Here is a 22,951-nt window from a genome sequence, read left to right on the forward strand (position 1 = left end):
CCGTGAATGACGTAAGTCTTTCTATGGCCGGGAAAATGTCGCCTTCATGCGACGCGTTGCCGATCAGGCCGAGGCGGTCGGCGTCGCTTCCGGTGCTCTCAGCCACGTATCGCCGGCAGACAGCAGGTGCGCGGTCAGGGCATCGAGCAGCTCGCCGCCGTGACGCCAGAAGTGCCAGTAGAGCGGCACATCCAACGGGCGCTGCGGGTCGAGATCGACCAGATCACCACTCGATAGCCCATCGCTGCCCTGGCACTCGGGAATCATGGCGTAGCCGATTCCGGCGATCGCCATGTGCAACACGCCTTCCGACGATGGGCAGAGGTGGTGCGGGAACGGATCCTTGAACCCGTGCAGGTCGAGATAGCGCTGATGCAGACGATCCTCCGGTCCGTAGAGAATCGCTGGCGCCCGCTCCAGCGCCTGCTGGGAGATGCCTTCCGCGAAATGACGCTCGGCGAATCCGGGGCTGGCCATGACGCGGTAGCGCATGGCGCCGAGGGCGCGCGACCGTGCACCCTGGACCGGTCGCGCGGTAGCACAGATGCAGCCGGCCACCTCGCCATCGCGCATGCGGCGCAGCGCCACCTCCTGATCGTCCACCACCAGGTCCAGCAGCACGCCACGACGATGGCAGAAATCGCCGAGGGTCGGCGCCCACCAGGTTGCGAGACTGTCGGCGTTGATCGCCAGCCTGAGCCGTTGCGTTCCCTCGCCCAGCGCCGGGATCCGGTCTAGCAGATCATGCTCCAGCAGCCGTACCTGCTGGGCGTGATTGAGGAGTCGCTGGCCCAGCGGGGTCGGCAGCAGGCGCGGCGTGCGCACGACCACCGGCTGGCCCAGACGCGCTTCCAGCAGCTTGATGCGTTGGGAGACTGCCGACTGGGTCAGATTGAGCTGTTGGGCGCCACGATCGAAGCCGCCTTGATCGACGATGGCGGAGAGCGCTTCGAGGAGTTTGTAATCCAGCATCAAGTTTTCTAATGCCTCATTAGCTGATTCATTTTTATTAATAGTCGATGTCGCCGCATGATGCGAATCCCGTACCTCCACGCCGTCATACGAGACACCGCCATGCTCACGTCCATCATCCAGGGGTTGCTGATCGGCTTCACGCTGATCGTGGCCATCGGGGCGCAGAATGCGTTCGTTCTGAGGCAGGGGCTACGTCGCGAACACGGCTGGCTGGTGGCCGGGATCTGCGCCTGTTGCGACCTGGCGCTGGTAGCCGCCGGGGTGGCGGGCCTCGCACCGCTGATCACCTCGAGCGCTACCGCGCTGCAATTGGCGCGGTGGGGTGGCGTCGGCTGGCTCGTGTGGCAGGCGGCGATAGCGTGCCGTCGTGCAGTGCGCCCCCGGCGCCTGGAGGTGGCAGCGACCGCGAACGGCCTCTCCGCGATGGCAGCAAGGCCGGTGATCCTGGCCACCCTGGCGGTCACGCTGCTCAATCCCCATGTCTACCTGGACACGGTGGTGATGCTGGGCATCATCGGTGGCCAGCAGCCGAGTCCGGCCGGGTTCGTGGCCGGAGCCTCGCTGGCGTCGCTGGTCTGGTTCTTCGGCCTGGTCGGCATGGCCCACTGGCTGTCGCCAAGACTGCAGGATCCGCGGTGGTGGCAGGGCATCGATATCGCCGTCGGTGCGATCATGCTGCTGGTCGCCTGGCAGCTCGCGACTCGCACGCTGTGAACAGGGGCTAGCCAATCTGAATTTCGCCCCTGGCGTAGCGCACGCCCCTTGCCTGCCGCGTCGCCAGGAAATAGCCCACGGAGAGCGGACCCACACGGCCCAGCAGCATGGTCAGCCCCAGCAGGAACTGTCCCGGCAGCGAGAGATCGCTGGTGATGCCCCGGGAGAGTCCCACGGTGCCGAAGGCGGATACGGTCTCGAACGCCAGGTCGAGAAACGACTGCTCGCCGTCGGTGATGGTGAGCCCGAACAGCGTCAGCACTACCAGCAGCACCCCGGCCAGCGCCACCGTGATCGCCTTGATCACCGTCTCCTGGGGGATCGAACGGCCGAAGGCCGTCGGGTGCTCGGTATTGCGGTAGAACGCGCGGGCCGTCAGCAGCAGTACCACGAAGGTGGTGATCTTGATGCCGCTGGCGGTGGAACTGGAGCCGGCGCCGATGAACATCAGCACCATCACCAACAGTGTCGAGGCGTCGGTCAACGCGCCGATCTCCAGAGTGTTGAAGCCGGCCGTACGCGGGGTGACGGCCTGGAACCAGGCTGCCTGCAGCTTGGCGAAGCCATCTTCCAGACCGCCCAGGGTGCCCGGGTTGGACCACTCCAGGCCGAGCAGGATCGCGGTGGCGATCACGTTGAGCCAGAACGTGGCCAGCAGCACGACCTTGGTCTGCATCGCCAGGCGCGACCAACGGCGATGACGATAGAGATCGCTGACGACCACGAAACCCAAGCCGCCGACGATGAACATCAACGTCACCGTGGCATTGACGAGCGGGTTGCCGACCTCCTGGATCAGGCTGTCGGAAAAGGTCGAGAAGCCGGCGTTGTTGAACGCCGAGACGGCGTGGAAGAGGCTGTGCCACAGACCCATCGCCAGCCCCTGCTCCGGCACCCAGTGGCAGGCCAGCAGCAGCGTGCCGATGGCCTCGGTGATGAAGGCGAAGGCGATCACCAGCTTGACCAGGTCGCGGATGTCGCTGAAGGCGATCTCCCCTAGCGCCTCGCGGACGAGGTTCTGCTGGCTCAGCGGTAGTCGCGTGCCCAGCAGCAGCACCGTCAGCGCGGCAAAGGTCATGAAGCCCAGGCCGCCGACCTGGATCAGGACCAGAACCACCAGTTGGCCGATGAATGTCAGGTCCTTGCCCACGTCGATCACGCTGAGACCGGTGACGGTGACCGCGGAAGTCGCCGTGAACAGGGCCTCGTGCCAGGCCAGGGGACGCGTCGCACTGCCGGGAAGCCACAGCAGCAAGGCGCCGGCGGCGCACAGCAGGGCGAAGCCGAGCAGTAGTATTTCCGGCGGCGAGAGCCTGATCACACCGCCGTGCGGGGCGCGGCGGAAGGGCTGCTTGAGTCGTTGCCAACGTCTCACGTGCGAGCTCCAGCATCCCCATTGGGGCAATTGGCGAGCGCCTCGAGACCGTCTCGGTCGGCGGATGAAGACGACCCGCTCATATCTGCTTGCCGATTTCGCGCAGCGCTTGCAGGTCGCCCATCAGGATCAGGCTGTCGCCGGAGCGAAGTGGCGTGTCGTCATCCGGATTGCGAATCACCTCTTCGCCTCGCTTGATCGCGACCAGGAACAGCGCCTCGGGGTCGATCGACAGGTTGGCAACGCTGGCGCAGTTCTCTACCAGGCGGTCGGTGGTCTCGATCTCGACGATGAACTGGCGCTCGCCCAGCCGGATGAAATCGACCATGGCGTGATAGTTGAGGCTCTCCGCAACCCGCACGCCGACGTCGTATTCCGGGTAGACGACCCGATCGGCGCCCAGCCGCTTGAGCAACTTGTAGTGGGCATCGGAGTGCGCCTTGGCCCAGATCTCCTTGGCGCCCAGCTCCTTGACGTGGAGCGTGCAGGTGACGCTGGCCTCCACATTGTCGTCGACATCGATCACCACGACATCGTAGGCGTCCAGGGAGAGCTCGCCGAGCGCCTTCTCGTCGGTGAGGTCGGCGATCACCGCATGATCGAGCGTGTCCGACAGCGCGTCGACCCGCGTCTCGTCGGCGTCGACCCCGAGCACCTGGTTCTGATGACGTTTCAGTTCGCGTGCAACGGTGCTGCCGAAGTAGCCCAACCCCAGAATGGCGAAGTGCCGGGACATCGGTATCTCCTTGTCGATCGATGCCGGTAATGCCGACCGGCGAGTGGGCGGGATCATCGCTGTGGGCCAAGCTTTGCACAAGCCCCGGCATCCTAACAATCACGACCCGGTCGCGCATGTCCTGCGCCGACGCTACAATCCTCCGCCGCATCGTCCGCCATCGGGCGACGCCTTGCGCCGTACCCGGCTTCGATACGGGCTGGCCCATTCAGGCCGTCCACTGGAACGAAAGAGGAAGCATGACCGCAATCGCACGACCCAAGAACCTGTGGCTGGGGCGCTGGGGCTTCGTCCTGGCGGCGACTGGCTCGTCCGTGGGCCTGGGCAATATCTGGAAATTCCCGTACATGACCGGCGAATACGGTGGCGGCGCCTTCGTCATGGTCTACCTGGTCTGCATCGCGGCCATCGGCGTGCCGGTGATGATGACCGAGATCGCGCTGGGGCGCAGAGGCCGGGGCAGCCCGGTGGATGCGATCCGGCGGGTGGTGCGGGAGTCCGGGCGCAGCGGGCTGTGGTCGGGACTTGGCTGGATGGCGATGCTGTGCGGTTTCATGATCCTGTCGTTCTACGTCGTGGTTGCCGGCTGGGCCGTCTCCTACCTGTGGAAGTCGCTCAGCGGCGGCCTGACGGCCGACAGCGTCGAGGGCATGGCGGCCATCTTCGGTGCCAACAACGCCAACCCGTGGAATCTCGGCTTCTGGAGTACGCTCGTCACCGTGGCGACGATGGCGATCGTCGGGCTGGGGGTCCAGGCGGGCATCGAGCGCAGCGTGCGCTGGATGATGCCTGGGCTGGTGGTCATGCTGGTGGTGATGATCGTGTACGCGGTGTTCTCCGGCAGCTTCGGTGCCGGCGTGCAGTTCCTGTTCGCCTTCGACCCCGGCAAGCTCACCGGGCAGGCCATTCTGGCGGCAATGGGGCACGCCTTCTTCACCCTGTCGCTGGCCTCCGGCGCGATTCTCACCTACGGCGCCTACCTGCCGGCGGATCAGTCCATCGGCCGCACCACGCTGGTGGTCGCTCTCTGCGACACGCTGGTGGCACTGATGGCTGGGTTGGCGATCTTTCCCGTGATCTTCGCCAACGGCATGGACCCGGCTTCCGGTCCCGGTCTCATCTTCATGAGCCTGCCGCTGGCATTCCAGCAGATGCCGCTGGGCGGGGTGATCGAGACGATCTTCTTTTTGATGCTGACCGTGGCCGCGCTGACCTCCGCCATCTCGATGATCGAAGCCACGGTCGCGTGGCTGAACGAAAGTCATGGTCTGTCGCGGGTCAGGGCGGCCTGGGGCGTCGGCATCCTGCTGTGGGTCGTGAGCACGCTGGCGATGCTGTCATTCAATGTCGGGGCGGACTGGAAGCTGGCGGGACGCCACTTCTTCGACTGGCTGGATTTCCTGACCTCGCGCTTCCTGATGCCGCTGGGCGGCCTGGGGACGGCGCTGCTGGCCGGCTTCGTGCTACGTCGAGAGAGCCTCGAGGAGGAGTTGGGGCTGCCATCGGCCCTCTACGCCCTGTGGCGGTTCACCGTCCGCTACGTCTGCCCGGTGGCGATCGTGATGGTGTTCCTGGATGCCCTGGGGGTGCTGAACTCAGGTTTCGACTGGCGTTGGCTGGCAATGGTGCTGGTGCTGGCGGTCCTGGCGGAGGTCGCCCTCGCTCGCCTGACGCGTCGGGCGTGAGCCTGGTGTCACGCCATGGGCGGGCCTTGCGGCCCGCCCGGCATCGTCAGTCGTCGATTTCCCAGGTCACGCTGACGCCGGCGTCGATACTGATCTCGCCGCTGCGATATTCGGCCGAGCTGGCGCTGTCGGCCTCGGCGGCGCGCATCATCATCTGCGGTTGATAGCGGGGCGCCGTGGTCTCCTCGATATTGACGACGTCGCCCAGGTCGACATTCAGGGTGTCGGCCATCATCTCGGCCTTCTGGCGCGCGCGCTCCAGCGCCTGCTTGAGGGCACGGTCGTCGGCCGCGTTGCTGTCCTGCAGGCCGTAGCTGACACCGTCGAGGGAGTCGACGCCAGCGGTGGTCATGGCATCGAGCACCCGTGGCAGCCGGTCGAGGTCGTTCAGCGTCAACGACACCGACCGCTCGATCCGGGTGCGCACCTTCGACGGCGAGTCGCCGTCGCCCCGGCTGCCGGTCTGGACGATGTCCGGGCGCACGCTGAGGGAGCCGGCACGGATCTGCTGGCTGTCGATGCCGGCACTCTCCAGGGTGCGGATCAACTCGCCGGTGCGGCTCTCCAGCCGATCACGCGCGGTCTTGATGGCGTCACTGTCGCCCGAGGACTCTTCTCCCTGAACCTGGGCCGGCGTCAGCTCCCACAACCGCGCATTCAGCGTTGCCTGATCCGGCGCGACATCGATCGTGGCGTTGGCCTGGACATGGAGCTGGTGTGGCGTCTTGTCGGCGAGCGCCGGTGTGGCCAATGCCACGGTCGCCACCATCCCGGCGAGCCCCAGGCCCAGGTGACGGGCCAGGCGACTGCGGCGGGGTGAGGCGTGAGAGTGGGCCGAACGATTGAACAGAGCGTCTCGAGACATGGAACTTCCTCTATCGAAAAACGGATGTCGTGCAAGATGTGGGCGCTGCATAGACGCCTCCGGCGTCATTCGGTTCCCATGCTATGCTCGCCGACACCTTCAGCCCAACTCGCAGAACCGATGATGCGCTCTCTTTCCCCATTGTGGCATGCCGCGATGTCGTGCTTCCGGTGGTGGCCGGCGCTCGCTGTCATCGGCGCGCTGTTGTTGCCGCCGCACGCGCTGGCGGCGAGCGATGCCATCAGCGTCGTGGACGACAGCGGACGTATCGTCGCGCTGGCCCGACCCGCCCAGCGGATCGTGGCGCTGGCGCCGCATCTGGTGGAGATGAGTTACGCCGTGGGTGCCGGCGGCCAACTGGTCGGCGTCATCGAGGGCAGCGACTATCCATCGGCGGCGAGAGAGATCGACCGGGTCGGCAGCTACCGTGGCATTCCCCTCGAAGCGATCGTCGCCAAGCAGCCGGATCTGGTGCTGGCCTGGGGCAGTGGCACCCCGGCATCGCTGGTCGAGCAACTGGACCGGCTGGGCATCCCCGTCTACCGCAGCGAACCGCGGCGCCTCGAACAGATCGCCGGCGATCTGCGCGATATCGGCCGACTGACGGGGAAAGACGCTGCCGGGGAACAGGCCGCCTCGCGGTTCGAGGATGGGCTGAGACGCAGTTCACAGATGCTGTCGCCGGCACCGCGGGTCTTCTACCAGTTGGGGCAGTCGCCATTGACCACGCTTGCCGGCGGACAGATCGTGACTCAGGTCATTCGTCACTGCGGCGGCGTGCCGCTGTTCGAGGAGACCTCGGTGCTGGTGCCGCAGATTGGCTGGGAATCGCTGCTCGAAGCGCAGCCGGAGATCATCCTGGCAGCCGGTGTCGACGACCGCTGGCAAGCGTTCTGGGCCGGCCGTGACGAGCTGCCGGCGGTGCGCAACGACGCGCTGTACACCCTGGACCCGGATACGATCAGCCGCCCCGGGCCGCGCATGATCCAGGCGGTGCGAGAGGTGTGCCGGGCCTTGGGCCGGGACCGCAGCCGATAGTCTCGACGAGCCTTGGAACGACGCCAGCGCGGCAGGCAGGACAAGGCAAGACGGCCATGCCAACGCAGATCGCTTTTCCTAGTAGTCGATGCCGCGGCGCGCCTGCACTCCCGCATCGAAGGCGTGCTTGGTGTCGTGCATGTCGGTGACCGTGTCCGCCATCTCGACCAGCTCGCGATGGGCGTTGCGCCCGGTGACGATGACGCTCTGCTCCGGTGGGCGATTGGCGATGGCGCGCTTGACCGTGTCGATGTCGAGATAGCCGAACTTGAGCATGTAGGTGATCTCGTCGAGTACCACCAGATAGACCTCGGGATCGGCGAGCAGCCGCTCGGCTTCGCGCCAGACCTCGAGGCAGGCGGCGGTATCGCTGTCGCGGTTCTGGGTATCCCAGGTGAAACCCGTCGCCATGACGTGGACCTCGAGATGGGGATCCTCGATCAGCCGCTCGCGCTCGCCGCACTCCCAGAGTCCCTTGATGAACTGGATCACGCCGACACGGTAACCGTAGCCCAGCGCCCGGGTCACCGTGCCCCACGCCGCCGTGGTCTTGCCCTTGCCGTTGCCGGTGAAGACCAGCAGCAGGCCGCGCTGCTCGGTAGCGGCGGCGACCTTCTCGTCGACATGGGATTTGAGCTTCTGCATGGCTTGCTGATGACGCTGCTGACGATCGCTCATGGGCGACTCCGGTGGCTGATGGTCGGGAGGTATGGGCCGTGGCGAACTCAGGGCCTGGGCAGCGGATAGCCCAGGGCATTGGCGATCTGCTCGACATGGTCGCTCACCCAAGTCGAGGAAATGGGGCCCCAGTCATGGATTACGTAGCGGCCGATCTGGTGGCGTTCGCCGCGGGACTGCTCGAACTCGCAGCGGATGTCGAGTTCCGCGAGCGCCGCCAGGGTGTCCTGAGCCGTGCGGCGCGGCATGCCACTGAGCTCGACGATGGTCGGAACGCTGGCGGCGAGGCCGGCATCGATCAGGTGGGCGACGTAGAGGCGGCGATAGAAACTGGTTCGGGTCTTGCTCAACGGCATGCTTGGACTCGTCGTTCGGGGAGTTGTGCCAGATGCTACGCCAACGCTCCCCGTTCGACGACCACCGAACTTGCGGTGGTGACGGCGATCAAGCGGCCATGGCGTCCAGCATCAGCTCGCGGTAGTCGAGCAGCCAGGTGACGAACTGGTCGATTCCTTCCTCGAGGGAGACTCGAGGGGTGTAGTCGATGACCGATCGCAGCTTGCGGGTATCCGCCCAGGTTCGCTCGACGTCACCCGGCTGCATCTGTTTGAAATGTCTAATGGCGTCGATCCCCAGGCGCTTTTCCAGCGTGTCGATGAACTCGAGCAGGGCGACCGGCTTGCCGCGGCCCAGGTTGTAGATTTGGTGGGGCGCGGACCGGTCGACATCGGGGCGCGGTGCATGAGGCAGCAGCCGCACGATGCACTCGACCACGTCGTCGATATAGGTAAAGTCCCTCGCCATGCGACCGTGATTGAAGATCTCGATAGGCTCTCCCCGCAGCAGGCTCGAGGCGAACAGGCAAGGTGCCATGTCTGGACGTCCCCACGGGCCGTAGACCGTGAAGAATCGCATTCCGGTGGCGGGCAGCCGGTGCAGGTCGGCGTAGCTGTAGGCCATCATCTCGTTGGCGCGCTTGGTCGCGGCGTAGATCGACGCGGGCTGGTCCACCGGGTCGGTCTCCCGGAAGGGCAGCGTCTTCTGGCGCCCGTAGACCGAGCTGGAGGAGGCGTAGAGCAGATGTTCGATGTCGTGTCGCTTGCACACGTCGAGCAGGTTGAGAAATCCCGTCAGATTGCTGCGACCGTACTCGTGGGGATGCTCCACGGAGTGGCGTACCCCGGCCTGCGCCGCGAGATTGACGACATGGGTGAAGCGTTCGCGCGCGAACAGCGTCTCCAGCGAGTCGAGATCCGCGATATCCATGCGATGGAAGGGAATGCCCGTCAATCGTTCCCTGCGCGCCTGCTTGAGCGACACGGCGTAGTAGTCGTTGAGATTGTCCAGCGCGACGACGCTGTGGCCCTCGCGAGCGAGGCGGTCGGCGAGGTGAAAGCCGATGAATCCGGCCGCGCCGGTGACGAGAATTTTCATGCTGGTTCCTGTATTGAAAGAATCTTCACCGCTCGGGCCGGTGAGCCGCGACCGGATTCTACCAGTCGCAAGTGGGTCGGGGACTAGATGACAGCGCGGTGACAGGCACGATGTCCAGCTTTCCGCCACGATAGTCGAATACGTGGGCTGCGCCGTCCTGGGCGATCAGCGGGCCCAGGTCGCGCTCTCGACCCACGATCCAGCCGGTTGGAGACCGTTGCCCGAACCGGCAGAGATCCGCGGGATTGCCGGAGAGCGTGATCAGTGGCCTTTCCAGGCGTCCGGCAAACTGGAAGGTGGCCTGATAGTTGTCGCCATTGAAGGCGACGGGGACACCGCTGGCTTCGAGCCTGGCCAACAGCCTGCTCGGCGCGTCGATGTCGTAGTGGCTCCAGAGCGGGGCCAATACCAGTTGAGCCGTGATCAGCGTGGCGACAGCCGTGCCCAGCGCGAGGCCGCGGGTTGCCTGGGCGCTGCTTCGCCAGCGTTGCCGCCATACGATGGCGGCGAAGGCGAGCAGCACCAGTGCGCCGAAAGGCGAAACCATCGCGCCGACGACCTCGGCGCGGCCGAACCCCGCCAGGCCGAGCGCCGCCACGCCCAGCAGCATAATCGCCGCTGCCACAGCCCGGAGGCGAAATGGCTTGTCCAGGGCGACCTGACCCAGGCGGTCCATGACCAGCAGCGCCAGGGCGGGGAGCAGCGGCATCAGATAGTGGATCTGCTTGCCGCTGATCAGCGAGAAGATCAGTAACGGTGCGATCAGCCAGATCCAGGCCAGTCGCTGATGGCGCTGCCGTGGGAGGCGTGGCCACCCGGCGGGCCACAGCGACCATGGGAAGGTCAGCAATGGCAGCCACGGCAGGTACCACCACGCCGGGCGCGCATGGGCCATGGCGTGCTGCAGGCGGTCGACACTCTGACCCCAGAGCAAATCCTTGGCGTAAGCGGCACCGCCCAGCCAGGCGGCGGACAGCGCCCAGGCCAATAGCATCGAGACCCCGAGCACCAAGGCGAGGGCCAGGCGCCGCCGGCCGGGCCCGCCCAGCGGCGAGGCGCGCCAGAGCGGCATCGACAGCAGGATCGGCGCCAGCGTCACGAAGGCCGCCGGCCCCTTGGCCAGCAGCGCCAGGCCCAGCCACAGTCCACTGATGATGGCCTTGCGTGAGGTGAACTGACCCGCTATCAATGGCGAGATGGCGCCCAGCAGGCAGGCACTCAGCAGTACGTCGAACATCAAGGCGCCAGCGTAGAGATTCCACATCAGCATGGCGCCAAGCACCATCGGCGCCAGACGCGCCTGACTACCGGCGTAACCCAGTCGCCGTGCGATTCGATAGAGATGGATCATCGCGATCAGCGAGGCCAGCGGCGAGATCGACTTGGGCCACCAGTCATTGACGCCGAACAGCGTCCAGCCCGACTGGATCAGCCAGAACAGCAGCGGAGGCTTGTCGGCGTAGGCTTCGCCATTCATGAGCGGCAGCCAGAACGAGTGGTTGTGCCACATCTCCCAGGCCACCGAGACGTAACGCGTCTCGTCGATCGGCATCAGTGGCCTGGCCAGCGCGCAGGCCAGCGACATCGCCCACAGCACGAGGATGACGAGGGCGTCTCGATGCCTGGCCTGTAACCGTAGCGTGTACGACAAGGGCGAAAATTTCTGGATGCTGATCACGCGATGACGTCCCGAGGTGGCTTCGAGAGGCCACTGTGGCGCCGCTGGCTTAACGAAACATTATCCGGCAGGCAAAGACGGTCGGCATCCGGCTGGGTAGCCCACCCACGGGAATATCGAGGCGGGATGTGATAAGAAATCGTTAAGCCAGGTGTGCCTCAATGGACGGGAAGAGTGAGATCCTTCGGATCTCCGCGGGTAAACCAAGACGGAAACCGCAATGCGCGTATTGTTGGTGGAAGATGATCCATTGCTGGGTGACGGCATCCGCACTGCCCTGATCCGAGAGGGTTACGTCGTCGATTGGCTGCTGAAAGGTCGCGACGCACTGGAAGCGGTGCGCGTCGAACCGTTCTCGCTGGTCATTCTCGACCTGGGGCTGCCGGATATCGATGGGTTGATGGTATTGAAGGAGATGCGTCGGCAGCATTCGATCCCGGTCCTGATCCTGACCGCGCGCGATGCCGTCGAGCAGCGCATCCAGGGGCTGGATGCGGGGGCCGACGACTACGTCCTCAAGCCGTTCGATCTGCAGGAGCTGCTGGCGCGGATGCGGGTCGTGACCCGTCGCGCCGAGGGGCGTTCGACCCAACTGCTCTCGATTGGACAGTTGACGATCGATGAGTCGCAGCATGTGGTCAGTTGGCGAGGCGACACGATCACCCTCGGGCGTCGTGAGTTCGCGCTGCTGCTGGAACTGGCCCGGAACAGCGACAAGGTGATGTCCCGGCCCAAGCTGGAGAGCCTGCTCTATGGCTGGGGCGAGGAGGTCGGCTCCAACGCGCTCGAAGTCCATGTCCATCACTTGCGGCGCAAGCTCGACAAGCACCTGATCACCACCGTCAGAGGGATCGGTTATCGCCTGGATAGCCGCGTGGCATGACATCGATTCGCCGCTATCTCAATTTCACCCTCGCGGGTGTGCTGCTTCTGGTCATGGCCCTGGCCGTGACCGCCGCCTACCTGATCACCCGTCATGAGATGGAAGAGATCTTCGACGCCCAGTTGAGCCTGCAGGCGCGCGTGGTGTCGGGGCTCGTCGATACCGACACCACGCCGCAAGCCTATGCCGCCATCGCGGAGCAGCTCTCTCAGCCAGGCCATTTCGCCCACTGGTATGGCCAGGCCGAGGCGGAGCTCTCTCCGGATACCGACCCGAAGCTCTACGATCACGAGGAGCGGATGCTGTCAGTGGGCTTCTGGGACGACGAGCTTCACCCCATCCTGCTGGGTTCCCGCTGGGGCGAAAATGACGAGGGATTCCCGCCCCCGCGAAAGACCGGACATCGCTGGGTCAGCTACGAGGGTCACCGGTGGCGAGTCTTCAGCATGCCGGTGGATGGTGGTCGCTGGATCAGCGTCGGTTTGAGAGAGTCTTTTCAGGACGAGCTCTCCAACAAGGTCGCGCTGGGCAATTTCGTGCCGTTACTGCTGGCATTGCCTGTTCTGATCTGGCTGATCGCGCGGCTGATCCGACGTGGTCTGGGGCCCATCGATCTTCTGTCGCGCCAGGTCAGATCACGGGACGAAAAAGACCTCAGCCCGATCCGGGTGGCGGTACCGAGGGAGTTGCAGACCCTGCGTGGCGCGCTCAACGACTTCATCGATCGACTCGGGCAGACGCTGGAGCGCGAACGCCGCTTCACCGCCGACGCCGCCCACGAGCTGCGCACGCCACTGGCCGCGATGAAGATTCATCTGGACAACGCCCGCTTCGGTGAGCCCAGTGCGCTGGACAAGGCCTACAACGGCATCGAGCGGTTGCAGCGGGTGGTCGAACAGCTGCTGCTGCTGGCCCGGCTCGATATCGACCAGCCGCGACCGGCTCCCGAACCGGTCGCGTTACCGGCGCTGGTCATGGATCTGGCTGCCGATCTATGGCCGCTGGCCGAGTCGCAGCAGCAGGCGCTGGAGATCGTCGAGGGCAAGCCCGTCACCGTGAAGGGCAATGCCACCGAGCTGGGGATCCTGATCCGCAACCTGATGGACAACGCGCTGCGTTACACCCCGCCGGGCGGACGGGTCGTCGTGGCGATGGGAATGGACGGCCAGCGGCCATGGCTGAGCATCGAAGACTCCGGGCCGGGCATTCCCGAATCGATGCTGGAGGCCGTGACTCAACGCTTCCAGCGGGCCTCCGACCAGCGCATCAGCGGCAGCGGTCTGGGGCTGTCGATCGCCGTCGAGATCGCCGAGCGCCAGCGGTTGAGCCTGTCTCTCGCCAACCGCGACGACGGCGGACTGAGGGTGCGGCTCGACTGGCTGGACACCGTGGCCTGAGTCCCCGCTTCGAGCCACGGGTCTGGCCCCGGTTTCAGGGCGCCAGATTCAACGTCACGAAAGGTGCCCGGAACCCCAGCGGAGCCCTCCCTGGGGCGAGAACCCGCTGTCGTCAGACCCTGGGCGCGCTGCCGGTGTGATCCGGCAGCGTGGTGGGCGCCACGAACAAGGGTGCTGCGTTGGCGTCGCCCTGGCACCGATCGACCGCGGTTGCCGGGATGAGCCACCAGTCGTCGCCGTTCTGAATGCCCAGGTCATGAATCTGGTCCGGGTCGATGCAGTCGTAATCCTCGGCCTGGCGCTGCATCGCGAACATCCAGCGGCTTCGATCCTGCTGCAGCCAGGCGAACGCCCGCCGGAACTGGGCGCTGGCGGGGGTGCGGTCGCCGAACTGGATGCTGGGCTGGCGGGACTGGAGCAGGAATTCCTCGTCGAAGTCCGGCATGGCCAGCCAGGCGTCGGCGCCAGTGATCGACCGCACCTGCGCCATCATGTCACGCGGCGAGCGCGCATGATCCTGCAGCGCATAGCCCCAGGTCGACCAGCTCACCCAGAACACCACCAGCCAACTGGCCAGTGCCCAGAGACCGCGGCGAGGCCGCAGGATGACTAGCAGCCCCACGGCGATGGCGCCGATCACGATCCACCAGGCCCACGGGGAGACGGCGTGACGCTCGGCGACCTTGGTCAGCGCGGGCAGACCGGCAGCGCCGAGAATGCCCGCGGCCAGCAGCAGCCCGCCCAGCAGTGCCAGCAGGCCGAAACCCAGCCACTGCAGGCGCTTTCGAGTGACGAGCCCCGGCAGCAGCGGGGCCAGCGCCAATACCAGCAACGGCAAGGTCGGCAGCATGTAGACGCCGCGCTTGCCGGGCGAGAGGGAAAAGAAGGTCACGATCAGTATCACCGAACTGAGCGGCAGCAGGATTCGCGGGTCGGAGCGGCGCAGCCGACGCCACCAGGCGGGGAGTGCCCACGGAAAGGCCAGGACCAGTGGCATCCATGCCCAGGGCAGCACGCTGACCAGGTAGTAATACCAGGGTTCGAGGTGGGTCCAGGAGTCGGCATACCGCTGGCCGGTCTGCTTGAACAGGATGTTGTCTCGGTAGGCTGCCAGCGAGGGATCGTCTCCCCAGGTCGCCATCACGACCATCGGCACGGCCCAGGCCGCGATGCAGGCCACCATCACGGCCACCCCCTGGAGGGCAGCCCTGAGCGTGATGGGGGCGATTCGTCCCCGAGCGCGCCTGGAGTAGGCCAGCCATAGCCAGGCCGGAAGCAGCGTCAGAGGCAGGATGCCGACACCTTTGGTGATGATGCCCAGCCCCATCGCTGCCCAGCCCACCAGCCACCAGCGCCGGGCAGGTCCCAGCAGGGCGTGGCGGAGCAAGCCATAGGTGGCGAGCGTGGTACAGAAGGTCAGCATCATGTCGATCTGCGCGGTCTTGGCCTGCAGCACGAACTGGAACGCGCTCAGCAGCGCCAGCCCCGACATCAGCGCGATGCGGCGGCCGTACAGGCGGCGACACAGATCGACCGTCAGCAACAGGGTGCCGATACCCGCGAGCGTAGTGGGGATCAAGAATCCCCAGCGCACCGAACCGGTCAGCCAGATACTCAGCGCCGACGCCCACATGAACACCGGCGGCTTGTCAGGATAGAGTTCGCCACCGCGGTGGGGAAACCAGAACTGGCCGGTGCGCAACATCTCCAGCGCGTTGAGGGCAAAACGCGGTTCGTCGGCCGGCCAGGGGTCCCGCAGGCCGATACCGATGCCCAGCAGCACGGTGGTGAACAGCAGCAACAGCAGCCAGGCGCGCCGATAGTGGGCCTGTGAGGGATCGGACAGGAAGCGCCGCATGAGCGAGATCTCGTTCAGGAATTCGAGGAGGTTTCCGGGACGCTAGCCTGGTGCTTCTCCCGCCGGATCAGCATCAGATTGCGAACGTAGATGACCAGACCGGCACCCTGACCGGCGATGAATACCGGGTCGCGACGGTAGATCGCGTAGGCCAGCAGGGTGGCACCCCCACCAATGCTGAAGAACCAGAAGGCGACGGGAATGATGCTGCGCCTGGCGCGCTCGCTGGCGAGCCACTGAATGATGAAACGGGCCGAAAACAGGGTCTGGCCGATAAAGCCGATGATCACCCATATCCACTCTTGGCTCATGATGTCGCCTCCGCGCCGTCGGGGCGCCGGTGATCGGCCGTGTCACCCGGTGCCGTCATCGCGCCCGTCAGCTCGAGGCATGCCGCGGGCAGCCGGCTACGGCGGCGCAACCACATGACGCCGACCATATCCACCAGCCCGACCCACAGGCGATTGTTGAGCCCGTAGTGTGACGTCCCGGTCCCCCGCGGGCGGTGGTTGACCGGAACGGAGACGCACTGGCCGCCCTGGGCGCGGATCAGCGCCGGCAGGAAGCGGTGCATGTGGTCAAAGTAGGGGAGTGCCATGAAGGCTTCGCGGTGCACCACCTTCAATCCGCAACCGGTATCCGGCGTGGCGTCGTTCAGCAGCGCCGAGCGCACGCGATTGGCCACCCTGGAGGAGAGCCGTTTGATCCAGTCGTCACGGCGATTGGTGCGGTGTCCCGCGACCAGTGCGACATCTCCGCGCCGGGCGCGTTCGAACAGCCTGGGGAGATCGGCCGGATCGTTCTGGCCGTCGCCATCGAGCGTGCCGAGCCAGAGACCCCGCGCGACCCTGGCCGCCTGCCAGACCGAGGTGCTCTGTCCCGCACTCCGGGCGTGACGCATCGGGCGCAGGCGGGGATCCCGCGCGGCCCGTCGTTCCAGCAGATCCCAGGTGTCGTCGGTCGAGGCGTCGTCGACCACGATGACTTCGTGGTCGATATCCGCCAGTGCCCGCTCGATCTCATCGAGCAGGCCTGGCAGATTGCCGGCCTCGTCCTTGGCCGGGATCAGGATCGAGAGCAGGGGAGAGCGAAGGGATGAATGCATGGATGGCAATTTCCTGGCGAGGTGACCGATGGCCTGGGCAATGGATGAAACCCGCCTCTCCGAATGTATGGCCCAGGCGGTTCGGTCTGGCTCGGTTGATCGTGTCGCGGAGCGCGCGAGCGGCGTGCCGCCATGGTCGCGGGCCAGACTTAAAGGAAGCTTAAGCGACAATCGCGACAACGACATTCCTACCATGGAATGTCGTCGGCAGGTGTTGGCCGGTTCCCGAGAATCAGCCGAACAGGTCCTGCTGGGCATGAGGCGCGCGGAAGTGGGTGGTCTCGAGCCCCATGTCCGCCCGTTGACCCATTCCCAACCGCTTGGCCGCGCGGCGGAAGCGCTGGGCGATCATGTCCACGAACAGGCCCTCGCCACGCATGCGATGGCCGAAGCGACTGTCGTTGGCGTGGCCGCCGCGGGACTGGCGGACCAGGCTCATCACCTTGCCCGCACGCTCCGGGTAGTGCTGTTCCAGCCAGGCCTCGAACAGCGGCGACACCTCGCGCGGCAGGCGCAGTAGCGTCCAACTGGCGGTTCGGGCGCCGGCGTCAGCGGCCCGGGCCAGAAGGGTCTCGATCTCGCTATCGTTGATGGCAGGAATGACCGGCGCCACCAGCACGCCGACCGGTATTCCCGCCTGGTGCAGCTCCCGGATGACCTTGATGCGCGCCGCCGGAGAGGCGGTACGCGGCTCCAGGGTGCGCTTCAACTCGTTGTCGAGCGAGGTGAGACTGACGAAGACCCTGACCAGACGCTGGCGCGCCATCTCGGCCAGAAGCTCACGGTCGCGCAGAACGAGCGCGCTCTTGGTCACCAGCGTGACCGGGTGGCGACACGTCAGCAGGAGTTCCAGCAGCGAGCGCGTCGTCCCATGTTGGGCCTCGATCGGCTGGTAGCAGTCGGTGTTGCCGGAGAGATTGATGGGGCGGCAGACGTAACCGGGCTTGCACAGTTCCTCGCGCAGCCGGTCCACCATGCCGGTCTTGGCGATCAGCCGGGTCTCGAAATCGATGCCGGGAGAGAGATCCCAATAGGCGTGGCTGGGCCGGGCGTAGCAATAGATACAGCCGTGCTCGCAGCCGCGATAGGGGTTGAGCGAGCGATCGAACCCCAGATCCGGCGATTGATTCCAGGAGAGCGCCGTGTGGGGTGCCTCGAACTGGACCTGGGTAGCGATTCGCGGCGGCAGCTCCTCCTGCCACCAGCCGTCGTCTTCACGGGTGCTGTGGGTCGGCTGGAAACGGTTGTCGGGGTTGTAGGTCGCGCCGCGGCCTTTCATGGGCCTGGAGGGAGACGTCATGCCAGCGACTCCTGTGGATGCTGTTTATATATACAGTATCACCGGGAGCGAAAAGGGAGAAGCTGTTCAAAGAGGGAAGAGGGAAGAGGGAAGAGGGAAGAGGGAAGCGGGAAGCGGGAAGCGGGAAGCGGCGCCGGGAGCCGGCGCCGCCGCATGCGGAAGGCAGTCAGAAGCTGAGCTTCACGCCACCTTCGAGATAGCGGTCCTGGGTGTTGTAGCCATCCACCAGCTGATAATCCTTGTCGAAGGCGTTTTCCAGCTTGGCCGACAGTTCGACGGTCGGCGTGACCTGCCAGGCGGTACGCAGGTCAACCACGCCGTAGCCGGCCGTGGTGGTATCGCCGTAGGGGAAGGAGAACTGGGTGTCGCGGCGATCGCCCGCGGCGCGCAGGGTGGCGCCGACGGACCAGGCAGCGAGGCTATAGTCGGCATCGACCCGGCCGAACGTCCTGGCGCGGCGCTTGAGTCGGTCGCCGGTATCGCGATCCTCCGGATCCTGGTGAGTCAGGCTGGCGCGCAGGGCGAAACCGTCGCGCTGCCAGCCGCCGCTCAACTCGACGCCCCGGATGCGCGCTTCATCGACGTTGTAGGGAATATAGGTCGTCGGGTCGTAGCTGATCAGGTCGTCGATCCGGCTTTCGAACACGGACACCCGAGCGTCCCAGGGGCCGCGGTCCAGGGCCCAGAAGGCCTCCAGTGTCTTCGAGGTCTCGGCGTCGAGATCGGGGTTGGTGCCGTAGGGTCCGTAGAGGTCGATCAGATTGGGCGCCTTGAAGGCGGTGCCGTAGCTGACGCCGATTCGTTGGAACCGGGTCAGGTGATAGGCATAGCCGAGATTACCGGTCGTCTCGTCGCCGAACCGCGAATCATCGTCGTAGCGCAGTGAGCCCGACACCTCGTGGGGACCATGTTGACGCTGGACCATGGCGTAGAGGCCGTAGTTCTCGCGGCTATCCTTTTGATATCGCGAACCATAGGCGTAATCGTCGTAATCGAGACGCTCCTCGCGATAGTCGACCCCGAGCACGTCGACGCCATTTTGCCGCGTGAAGCGGTGCTGCAATCCCAGCTCGTTGCGGTGTGACTCGGTGCGGCTGTTGCGCTCGCCGGCATAGCGCTCCTCCCGCTGCTCGTCGAAATGACCGGCGGTGAGAATCATGTCCCAGTCGGTATCGAGCGCAACGTCGAGCTGACCGCCGAAGGTCTGCAGGTAACCCTTGGTCCGGCAGTCCTGGGACGCGCCCAGGGCGCTGGCGGGGTAACAGTCGTCATAATCGGTGTCGAAATTCTGGCGCAGGGCATTGAAGCTGAAGTCGACCCGATCGCTGAAACGGTGAGAGAGGCCCAATTGACCACCGCTGCGTTCGAAGCCATCCCGCTCGCCGCTGGTGTCGGCCTCGGTGGCGTTGAAGCCGTCGCCGTCGCGGCGAAACAGGGTGGCGTTAAGGCGGGTGTCGTCGTCTCCCGTGGAGACGAACAGATTCTGCTTGTTGGTGCTGTTCTCCCCGACTCTCAGGTTCAGCGCGCCTCGAGTGCCATCGCCGCCGCGCCGGGTGAATATCTGGATCACGCCGCCGATGGCATCGGCGCCATAGGCCGCCGCTCGTGGGCCGCGGACGATTTCGATGCGGTCGATCGCTTCCGGCGGCAGGAACTCAAGGCTGGCGCCGCCACTCGTCGCCGAGTTGATCCGAACGCCATCGACCAGCACGACGCTATGATCGGATTCGCTGCCGCGCATGAACAGGCTGGTGAGACTGCCCGGCGCGCCGGTCTGGGCGATCTCGATGCCGGCGCGGCCCTGCAGCAGTTCGACCACGCTGTCGGCCTGGCTGCGCTCGATCTCGGCGCGATCGATGATGGTGGTGCTGGCCAGCACGTCGGCCTGCGATTGCGGCAGGCGATTGGCGGTGACCTGGACGTCGTCGAGCTGCTGCTGTCGGGCCGAGACCTGCTGGGCATGGGCCGGCAGCGTGGCCATGGCTACCGTGAGCGCGAGGCTCGAGGTAACCGCGCTTTTCTTGTAACGCATGTGATGTGATCCCCAACTGCGTGGCGCCATCGACTACCGCCGCTGCTGGGGCGAGGCCGATGGTGCTGAATCCTGACGAGAACGCAATGGGAGGACGGACGTGACGAAGCCCGCCCCGGGCGTCAGTGCACTCGGGCAGGTGGGGTCGTCACTGGATGAGCCCTCCGCATCAACCAGTGAAGAGAAACGCGCCGGTCTCCGGACTCTCGCGGGGTGACCCTCGGGTCACCCGATACACACGCCTTCCCATGACCCCGGACGTTCCCTTGACACGAACGCTTTCGAATCGATATCCGGTGGATCACAGTGGCTGGATGGCTCGATGGCGCATCCCGGTGGTATCCAGGGAAATGCAACATTCCCAACGCGATTACCGTTGCGGGGGCAGTGCGGGGTTCTCACCCGCTTCCCGTGCACACGTCTCTCGACGGGGCGGATTGTCGCAGCTTCCTTCCCACAAGTGAATTCAGGATCGGCAGGGATGGCCGATGGCATTCCTGCGCGGGGCGGCGCTCGCGGCGCCGCGACCCGGGGCGAGTCGTCACGGCGTCGGCGAGTTCGATTCCTGAAGCACCAGCTCCACGCGGCGATTGCTGGCGCGACCGGTGGGGGTGTGGTTGCTGGCCAGGGGGTGGGTCGAGGCGTAGCCGATCGCCCGTAGCCGGTCGCCGTCGATACCGGCCAACCGCAGTACGCGCACCACCGCCGAGGCTCGCGCCGCCGAGAGCTCCCAGTTGGAGGGGAAGCGCGGGGTCGAGATCGGGACGCTGTCGGTATGGCCTTCGACCGAGATGGTGCCGTTGAAAGCCTGCAGTGTCGGAATCAGCCGTTCGACCAGTTGTCGGCCGCTGTCGCTGAGCCCCACGGCGCTGCTGTCGAAGAGCAGGTGATCCTGGATCCGCAGGTTGAATCCGTGGGGAATGGCGGTGACCTCGACGCCGTCGATCTGCGGCAGTGCAGGCACGGGTGCGACGTCGGGCAGGTCGAACAGCGGCACGCTGAACACCATCGGCGCCTCGGCCACCCTTTCTTCTGGGACCGCGACCGGGCCGGGCGAGTAGAAGCCGACATCACTTGCCAGCGGTGCCGGGGCGAGCTGTCGCGGCGGGCGATAGAACTCGCCGACTGTCGCGGCGGGGAGAGGCACCGGGGGGCGAACCGCCGGCACGTGCAGCGGCAGGGCAGTGACCGCGGGCGTCTCGAGGTCGCGATCGACCAGTTGGCCGCCGTAGAGCGCCAGCATCAGCACGAAGAAGGTGATCAGCAGCATGAGCATGTCGAGATAGCTCATCAGCCAGGAGTCGCTCTCGCTGCTGCGGCCGGCGTCGTCGAAGGGGCCGTCGTCGAACAGCAGGTCGGAGAAGGGGCCGCCGGGGGAGATCGCGGCCAGGCTCATGCGGATTCGGCCGCGGCGTCGGCGGGCTGTGGGCGTCGCGCGTCGCGCATCTCGTCGCGATGTTCGGCACGGTAGGTGTTCAGCGCCTCCTCGATGAACGCCGGCAGACGACGCTTGCTGACCATCATGATCCCCTCGAGAAGCAGCGCCATGGCCATCAGCCGGGCCTCGGTGCGGCGTTCGAGCTTGACCGCGATCGGCTTGAACAACAGGTTGGCCAGCAGAATGCCGTAGAAGGTCGACATCAGTGCCACCGCCAGACGCGGGCCGATCACCGCCAGGTCGCCGGCCTGGATCACCTCGAGCATGTTGATCAGTCCGACCAGCGTGCCCAGCATCCCGAATGCCGGCGCATAGACCGCCATGGTGCGCAGGATCTGCGCCTCGGTGCGCTCCTTGGCCTTCACCCGCACCATGCGCCAGCGCAGCATTTCACGGATCTCCTCCTCCCGGGTGTTGGCGATCACCATCTGTATGCCGGTCCGCAGGAAGGGGTTGGTGGTGCTCTCCAGTGCACCTTCGATGGCGCGGATATTGCCACGGCTCCAGTGGCGCGACATTTCGATCAACTGCTCGAGGTCGCTCTCCAGCTCGCTGGCCTGGGGCTCACGTCGGAACACGACGGCGATCTGGCGGCACAGCCGCTGCATCTCCCGAAGCGGGTAGCTGATGAAGCTGGCCGCCAGCGTGCCGGTGAGCACGATCGCGAGCCCCGGCAGGTTGAAGAAACTGCTCGGGGCCTGAGCGGTGAATAGCACGACGGTCGCCAGCAGCAGTGCGCTGGCGATGATGCCGATGAGCGTGGATGGGTTCATGAACGGCTCGCGACCTGGAAAACGGGCATGGTGCCCATCTTATGCCCGGGAAGGCGCCGTCAAAGGTTCTAATTGGCGGGTGTATCAGGCGCTTTTTGTCTCCGACGCGCGGGCGGCGGCCTCTCCCGCGTGGACGACGAAACGCGTGGGATCATCGCTGATCACGCCATCGACGCCCCAGTCCCAGAGCTTTTCGAAGGTGACCGGGTCGTTGGCGGTGTAGCAGAACAGCTTGATCTCCTCGTCGGCGATCTCCTGGGCCCGCTTGATCTTCAGCTTGCGCCAGTCCAGGTGCAGGCTGTAGGCGGAGAGCCGCTCGGTCTCCAGCCACCAGCGCTTGGGAGCCTTGTCGTCGAGCACGCCGAGGCGCAGCCGGTCGGGATCGGACTCCAGTGCCCGTGCCGCCGTGAGGGCGTGACGATCGAACGAGGAGACGATCAGTTTCTCCGCCGGCAGCGCTTCCAGCGTCGGCGGCAGGGCGGCCTGCACGAGCTCGATGGCGTTGCGGCCGCGACAGACCTTGAGTTCCAGATTGAGACCCAGGCCGAGTCGCGTGATCAATGCCAGCATCGCTTCCAGGGTCGCCATGGCCTCGCCCCGATACTGCGCGCCGAACCAGCTGCCGGCATCCAGCTTGGCGGCGCTCTCGGCATCCAGCTTCACCAGCTTGCCGCGGCCATCGGAACAGCGCTTGATCCCCGCGTCGTGCCAGATCACGGGGGTGCCGTCGCCAAGCAGCTGGACGTCCAGCTCGACCCACTCGCAACCGGCGTCGTACGCCGCCTGCACGGCCGCCAGGGTATTTTCGGGGGCGCGTGCGGACAGGCCGCGATGCGCGATGTAACGGGGGGCGTCGCTGGCTGGCGCGGTCACACTCTGAGTCATTGCGTCGGGGTCTCCGGCGACTACCGTCTGCGGCACTCGCCAACAATCCATGTTCCAGTGATAGAGAGTTCCCCTGTCGCGGCGCTGGCGCACCGAGGCGCT

Annotated in this window: 21 protein-coding genes and 1 riboswitch; of the genes, 5 read left to right on the forward strand and 16 right to left on the reverse strand. The window is 65.8% G+C overall.

The window, feature by feature from the left end:
* Positions 1-63 precede the first annotated feature (63 nt).
* Complete coding sequence (locus AAGT95_RS13675; protein WP_342594147.1) at positions 64-972, reverse strand: LysR family transcriptional regulator ArgP; 909 nt, start codon at positions 970-972, stop codon at positions 64-66.
* 102 nt (positions 973-1,074) lie between these two features.
* Between AAGT95_RS13675 and AAGT95_RS13680 the strand changes: the two genes are divergently transcribed.
* On the forward strand, positions 1,075-1,689 hold the full coding sequence (locus AAGT95_RS13680; RefSeq protein WP_342594148.1) for a LysE/ArgO family amino acid transporter: 615 nt from the start codon (positions 1,075-1,077) through the stop codon (positions 1,687-1,689).
* A 7-nt stretch (positions 1,690-1,696) separates the two neighbouring features.
* Here the strand turns inward: AAGT95_RS13680 and AAGT95_RS13685 are convergent, their stop codons facing one another.
* Together AAGT95_RS13685 and AAGT95_RS13690 are read right to left on the reverse strand one after the other, a co-directional pair.
* Positions 1,697-3,064, reverse strand: a complete 1,368-nt coding sequence (locus AAGT95_RS13685; protein WP_342594149.1) for a TrkH family potassium uptake protein — start codon at positions 3,062-3,064, stop codon at positions 1,697-1,699.
* Positions 3,065-3,143: 79 nt separating this feature from the next.
* On the reverse strand, positions 3,144-3,800 hold the full coding sequence (locus AAGT95_RS13690; RefSeq protein ID WP_162302622.1) for a potassium channel family protein: 657 nt from the start codon (positions 3,798-3,800) through the stop codon (positions 3,144-3,146).
* A 239-nt stretch (positions 3,801-4,039) separates the two neighbouring features.
* Between AAGT95_RS13690 and AAGT95_RS13695 the strand changes: the two genes are divergently transcribed.
* Positions 4,040-5,485: a sodium-dependent transporter gene (locus AAGT95_RS13695; RefSeq protein ID WP_342594150.1), complete on the forward strand. Its 1,446-nt coding sequence runs from the start codon at positions 4,040-4,042 to the stop codon at positions 5,483-5,485.
* Between the two features lie 46 nt (positions 5,486-5,531).
* Here the strand turns inward: AAGT95_RS13695 and AAGT95_RS13700 are convergent, their stop codons facing one another.
* Positions 5,532-6,350 (reverse strand): SIMPL domain-containing protein, encoded by an 819-nt coding sequence (locus AAGT95_RS13700; protein WP_342594151.1) that lies wholly within the window; start codon positions 6,348-6,350, stop codon positions 5,532-5,534.
* A 123-nt stretch (positions 6,351-6,473) separates the two neighbouring features.
* Here AAGT95_RS13700 and AAGT95_RS13705 point away from each other — a divergent pair, with 123 nt between their 5' ends.
* Positions 6,474-7,388 (forward strand): cobalamin-binding protein, encoded by a 915-nt coding sequence (locus tag AAGT95_RS13705; protein WP_342594152.1) that lies wholly within the window; start codon positions 6,474-6,476, stop codon positions 7,386-7,388.
* A 78-nt stretch (positions 7,389-7,466) separates the two neighbouring features.
* Here the strand turns inward: AAGT95_RS13705 and cobO are convergent, their stop codons facing one another.
* From cobO to AAGT95_RS13725, 4 genes are all read right to left on the reverse strand, one after another.
* Entirely contained in the window at positions 7,467-8,066 is a 600-nt protein-coding gene (gene cobO, locus AAGT95_RS13710) for a cob(I)yrinic acid a,c-diamide adenosyltransferase (protein WP_342594153.1), read from the reverse strand.
* Between the two features lie 47 nt (positions 8,067-8,113).
* A complete protein-coding gene (locus AAGT95_RS13715) occupies positions 8,114-8,422 on the reverse strand; it encodes a winged helix-turn-helix domain-containing protein (RefSeq protein ID WP_342594154.1) in 309 nt (102 codons plus the stop codon).
* An 88-nt stretch (positions 8,423-8,510) separates the two neighbouring features.
* Entirely contained in the window at positions 8,511-9,500 is a 990-nt protein-coding gene (locus AAGT95_RS13720; protein ID WP_342594155.1) for an SDR family NAD(P)-dependent oxidoreductase, read from the reverse strand.
* Between the two features lie 58 nt (positions 9,501-9,558).
* A complete protein-coding gene (locus AAGT95_RS13725; RefSeq protein WP_342594156.1) occupies positions 9,559-11,151 on the reverse strand; it encodes an ArnT family glycosyltransferase in 1,593 nt (530 codons plus the stop codon).
* Positions 11,152-11,398: 247 nt separating this feature from the next.
* Here AAGT95_RS13725 and AAGT95_RS13730 point away from each other — a divergent pair, with 247 nt between their 5' ends.
* Together AAGT95_RS13730 and AAGT95_RS13735 are read left to right on the forward strand one after the other, a co-directional pair.
* The gene (locus AAGT95_RS13730; RefSeq protein ID WP_110709984.1) at positions 11,399-12,061 is read left to right on the forward strand and encodes a response regulator; all 663 of its coding nucleotides are present in this window, start codon (positions 11,399-11,401) and stop codon (positions 12,059-12,061) included.
* Positions 12,058-13,458, forward strand: a complete 1,401-nt coding sequence (locus AAGT95_RS13735; protein ID WP_342594157.1) for an ATP-binding protein — start codon at positions 12,058-12,060, stop codon at positions 13,456-13,458. Before AAGT95_RS13730 ends, AAGT95_RS13735 begins: the two co-directional genes overlap by 4 nt.
* A gap of 112 nt (positions 13,459-13,570) precedes the next feature.
* Here the strand turns inward: AAGT95_RS13735 and AAGT95_RS13740 are convergent, their stop codons facing one another.
* From AAGT95_RS13740 to AAGT95_RS13775, 8 genes are all read right to left on the reverse strand, one after another.
* The gene (locus AAGT95_RS13740) at positions 13,571-15,316 is read right to left on the reverse strand and encodes a glycosyltransferase family 39 protein (protein ID WP_342594158.1); all 1,746 of its coding nucleotides are present in this window, start codon (positions 15,314-15,316) and stop codon (positions 13,571-13,573) included.
* A gap of 14 nt (positions 15,317-15,330) precedes the next feature.
* Positions 15,331-15,627 (reverse strand): lipid-A-disaccharide synthase N-terminal domain-containing protein, encoded by a 297-nt coding sequence (locus tag AAGT95_RS13745; protein ID WP_342594159.1) that lies wholly within the window; start codon positions 15,625-15,627, stop codon positions 15,331-15,333.
* Positions 15,624-16,421, reverse strand: coding sequence for a glycosyltransferase family 2 protein (locus tag AAGT95_RS13750; RefSeq protein WP_342594160.1), 798 nt, complete (start codon positions 16,419-16,421; stop codon positions 15,624-15,626). The genes AAGT95_RS13745 and AAGT95_RS13750 overlap by 4 nt, the downstream gene beginning before the upstream one ends.
* A gap of 232 nt (positions 16,422-16,653) precedes the next feature.
* The gene (locus AAGT95_RS13755; RefSeq protein WP_342594161.1) at positions 16,654-17,721 is read right to left on the reverse strand and encodes a PA0069 family radical SAM protein; all 1,068 of its coding nucleotides are present in this window, start codon (positions 17,719-17,721) and stop codon (positions 16,654-16,656) included.
* A gap of 166 nt (positions 17,722-17,887) precedes the next feature.
* A complete protein-coding gene (locus tag AAGT95_RS13760) occupies positions 17,888-19,753 on the reverse strand; it encodes a TonB-dependent receptor domain-containing protein (protein ID WP_342594162.1) in 1,866 nt (621 codons plus the stop codon).
* Positions 19,754-19,925: 172 nt separating this feature from the next.
* A riboswitch (cobalamin riboswitch) is annotated at positions 19,926-20,189 on the reverse strand.
* Between the two features lie 105 nt (positions 20,190-20,294).
* Positions 20,295-21,149 carry a flagellar motor protein MotB gene (locus AAGT95_RS13765; protein WP_342594163.1) on the reverse strand — a complete coding sequence of 285 codons (855 nt, stop codon included), beginning with the start codon at positions 21,147-21,149 and terminating at the stop codon, positions 20,295-20,297.
* Entirely contained in the window at positions 21,146-21,964 is an 819-nt protein-coding gene (locus AAGT95_RS13770) for a motility protein A (protein ID WP_110716955.1), read from the reverse strand. The genes AAGT95_RS13765 and AAGT95_RS13770 overlap by 4 nt, the downstream gene beginning before the upstream one ends.
* Positions 21,965-22,048: 84 nt before the next feature.
* A complete protein-coding gene (locus AAGT95_RS13775; RefSeq protein WP_110601074.1) occupies positions 22,049-22,849 on the reverse strand; it encodes a glycerophosphodiester phosphodiesterase family protein in 801 nt (266 codons plus the stop codon).
* Between the last annotated feature and the right edge of the window lie 102 nt (positions 22,850-22,951).

The organism is Salinicola lusitanus, assembly GCF_038648475.1.
GTDB classification, from domain to species: Bacteria; Pseudomonadota; Gammaproteobacteria; order Pseudomonadales; family Halomonadaceae; genus Salinicola; species Salinicola lusitanus.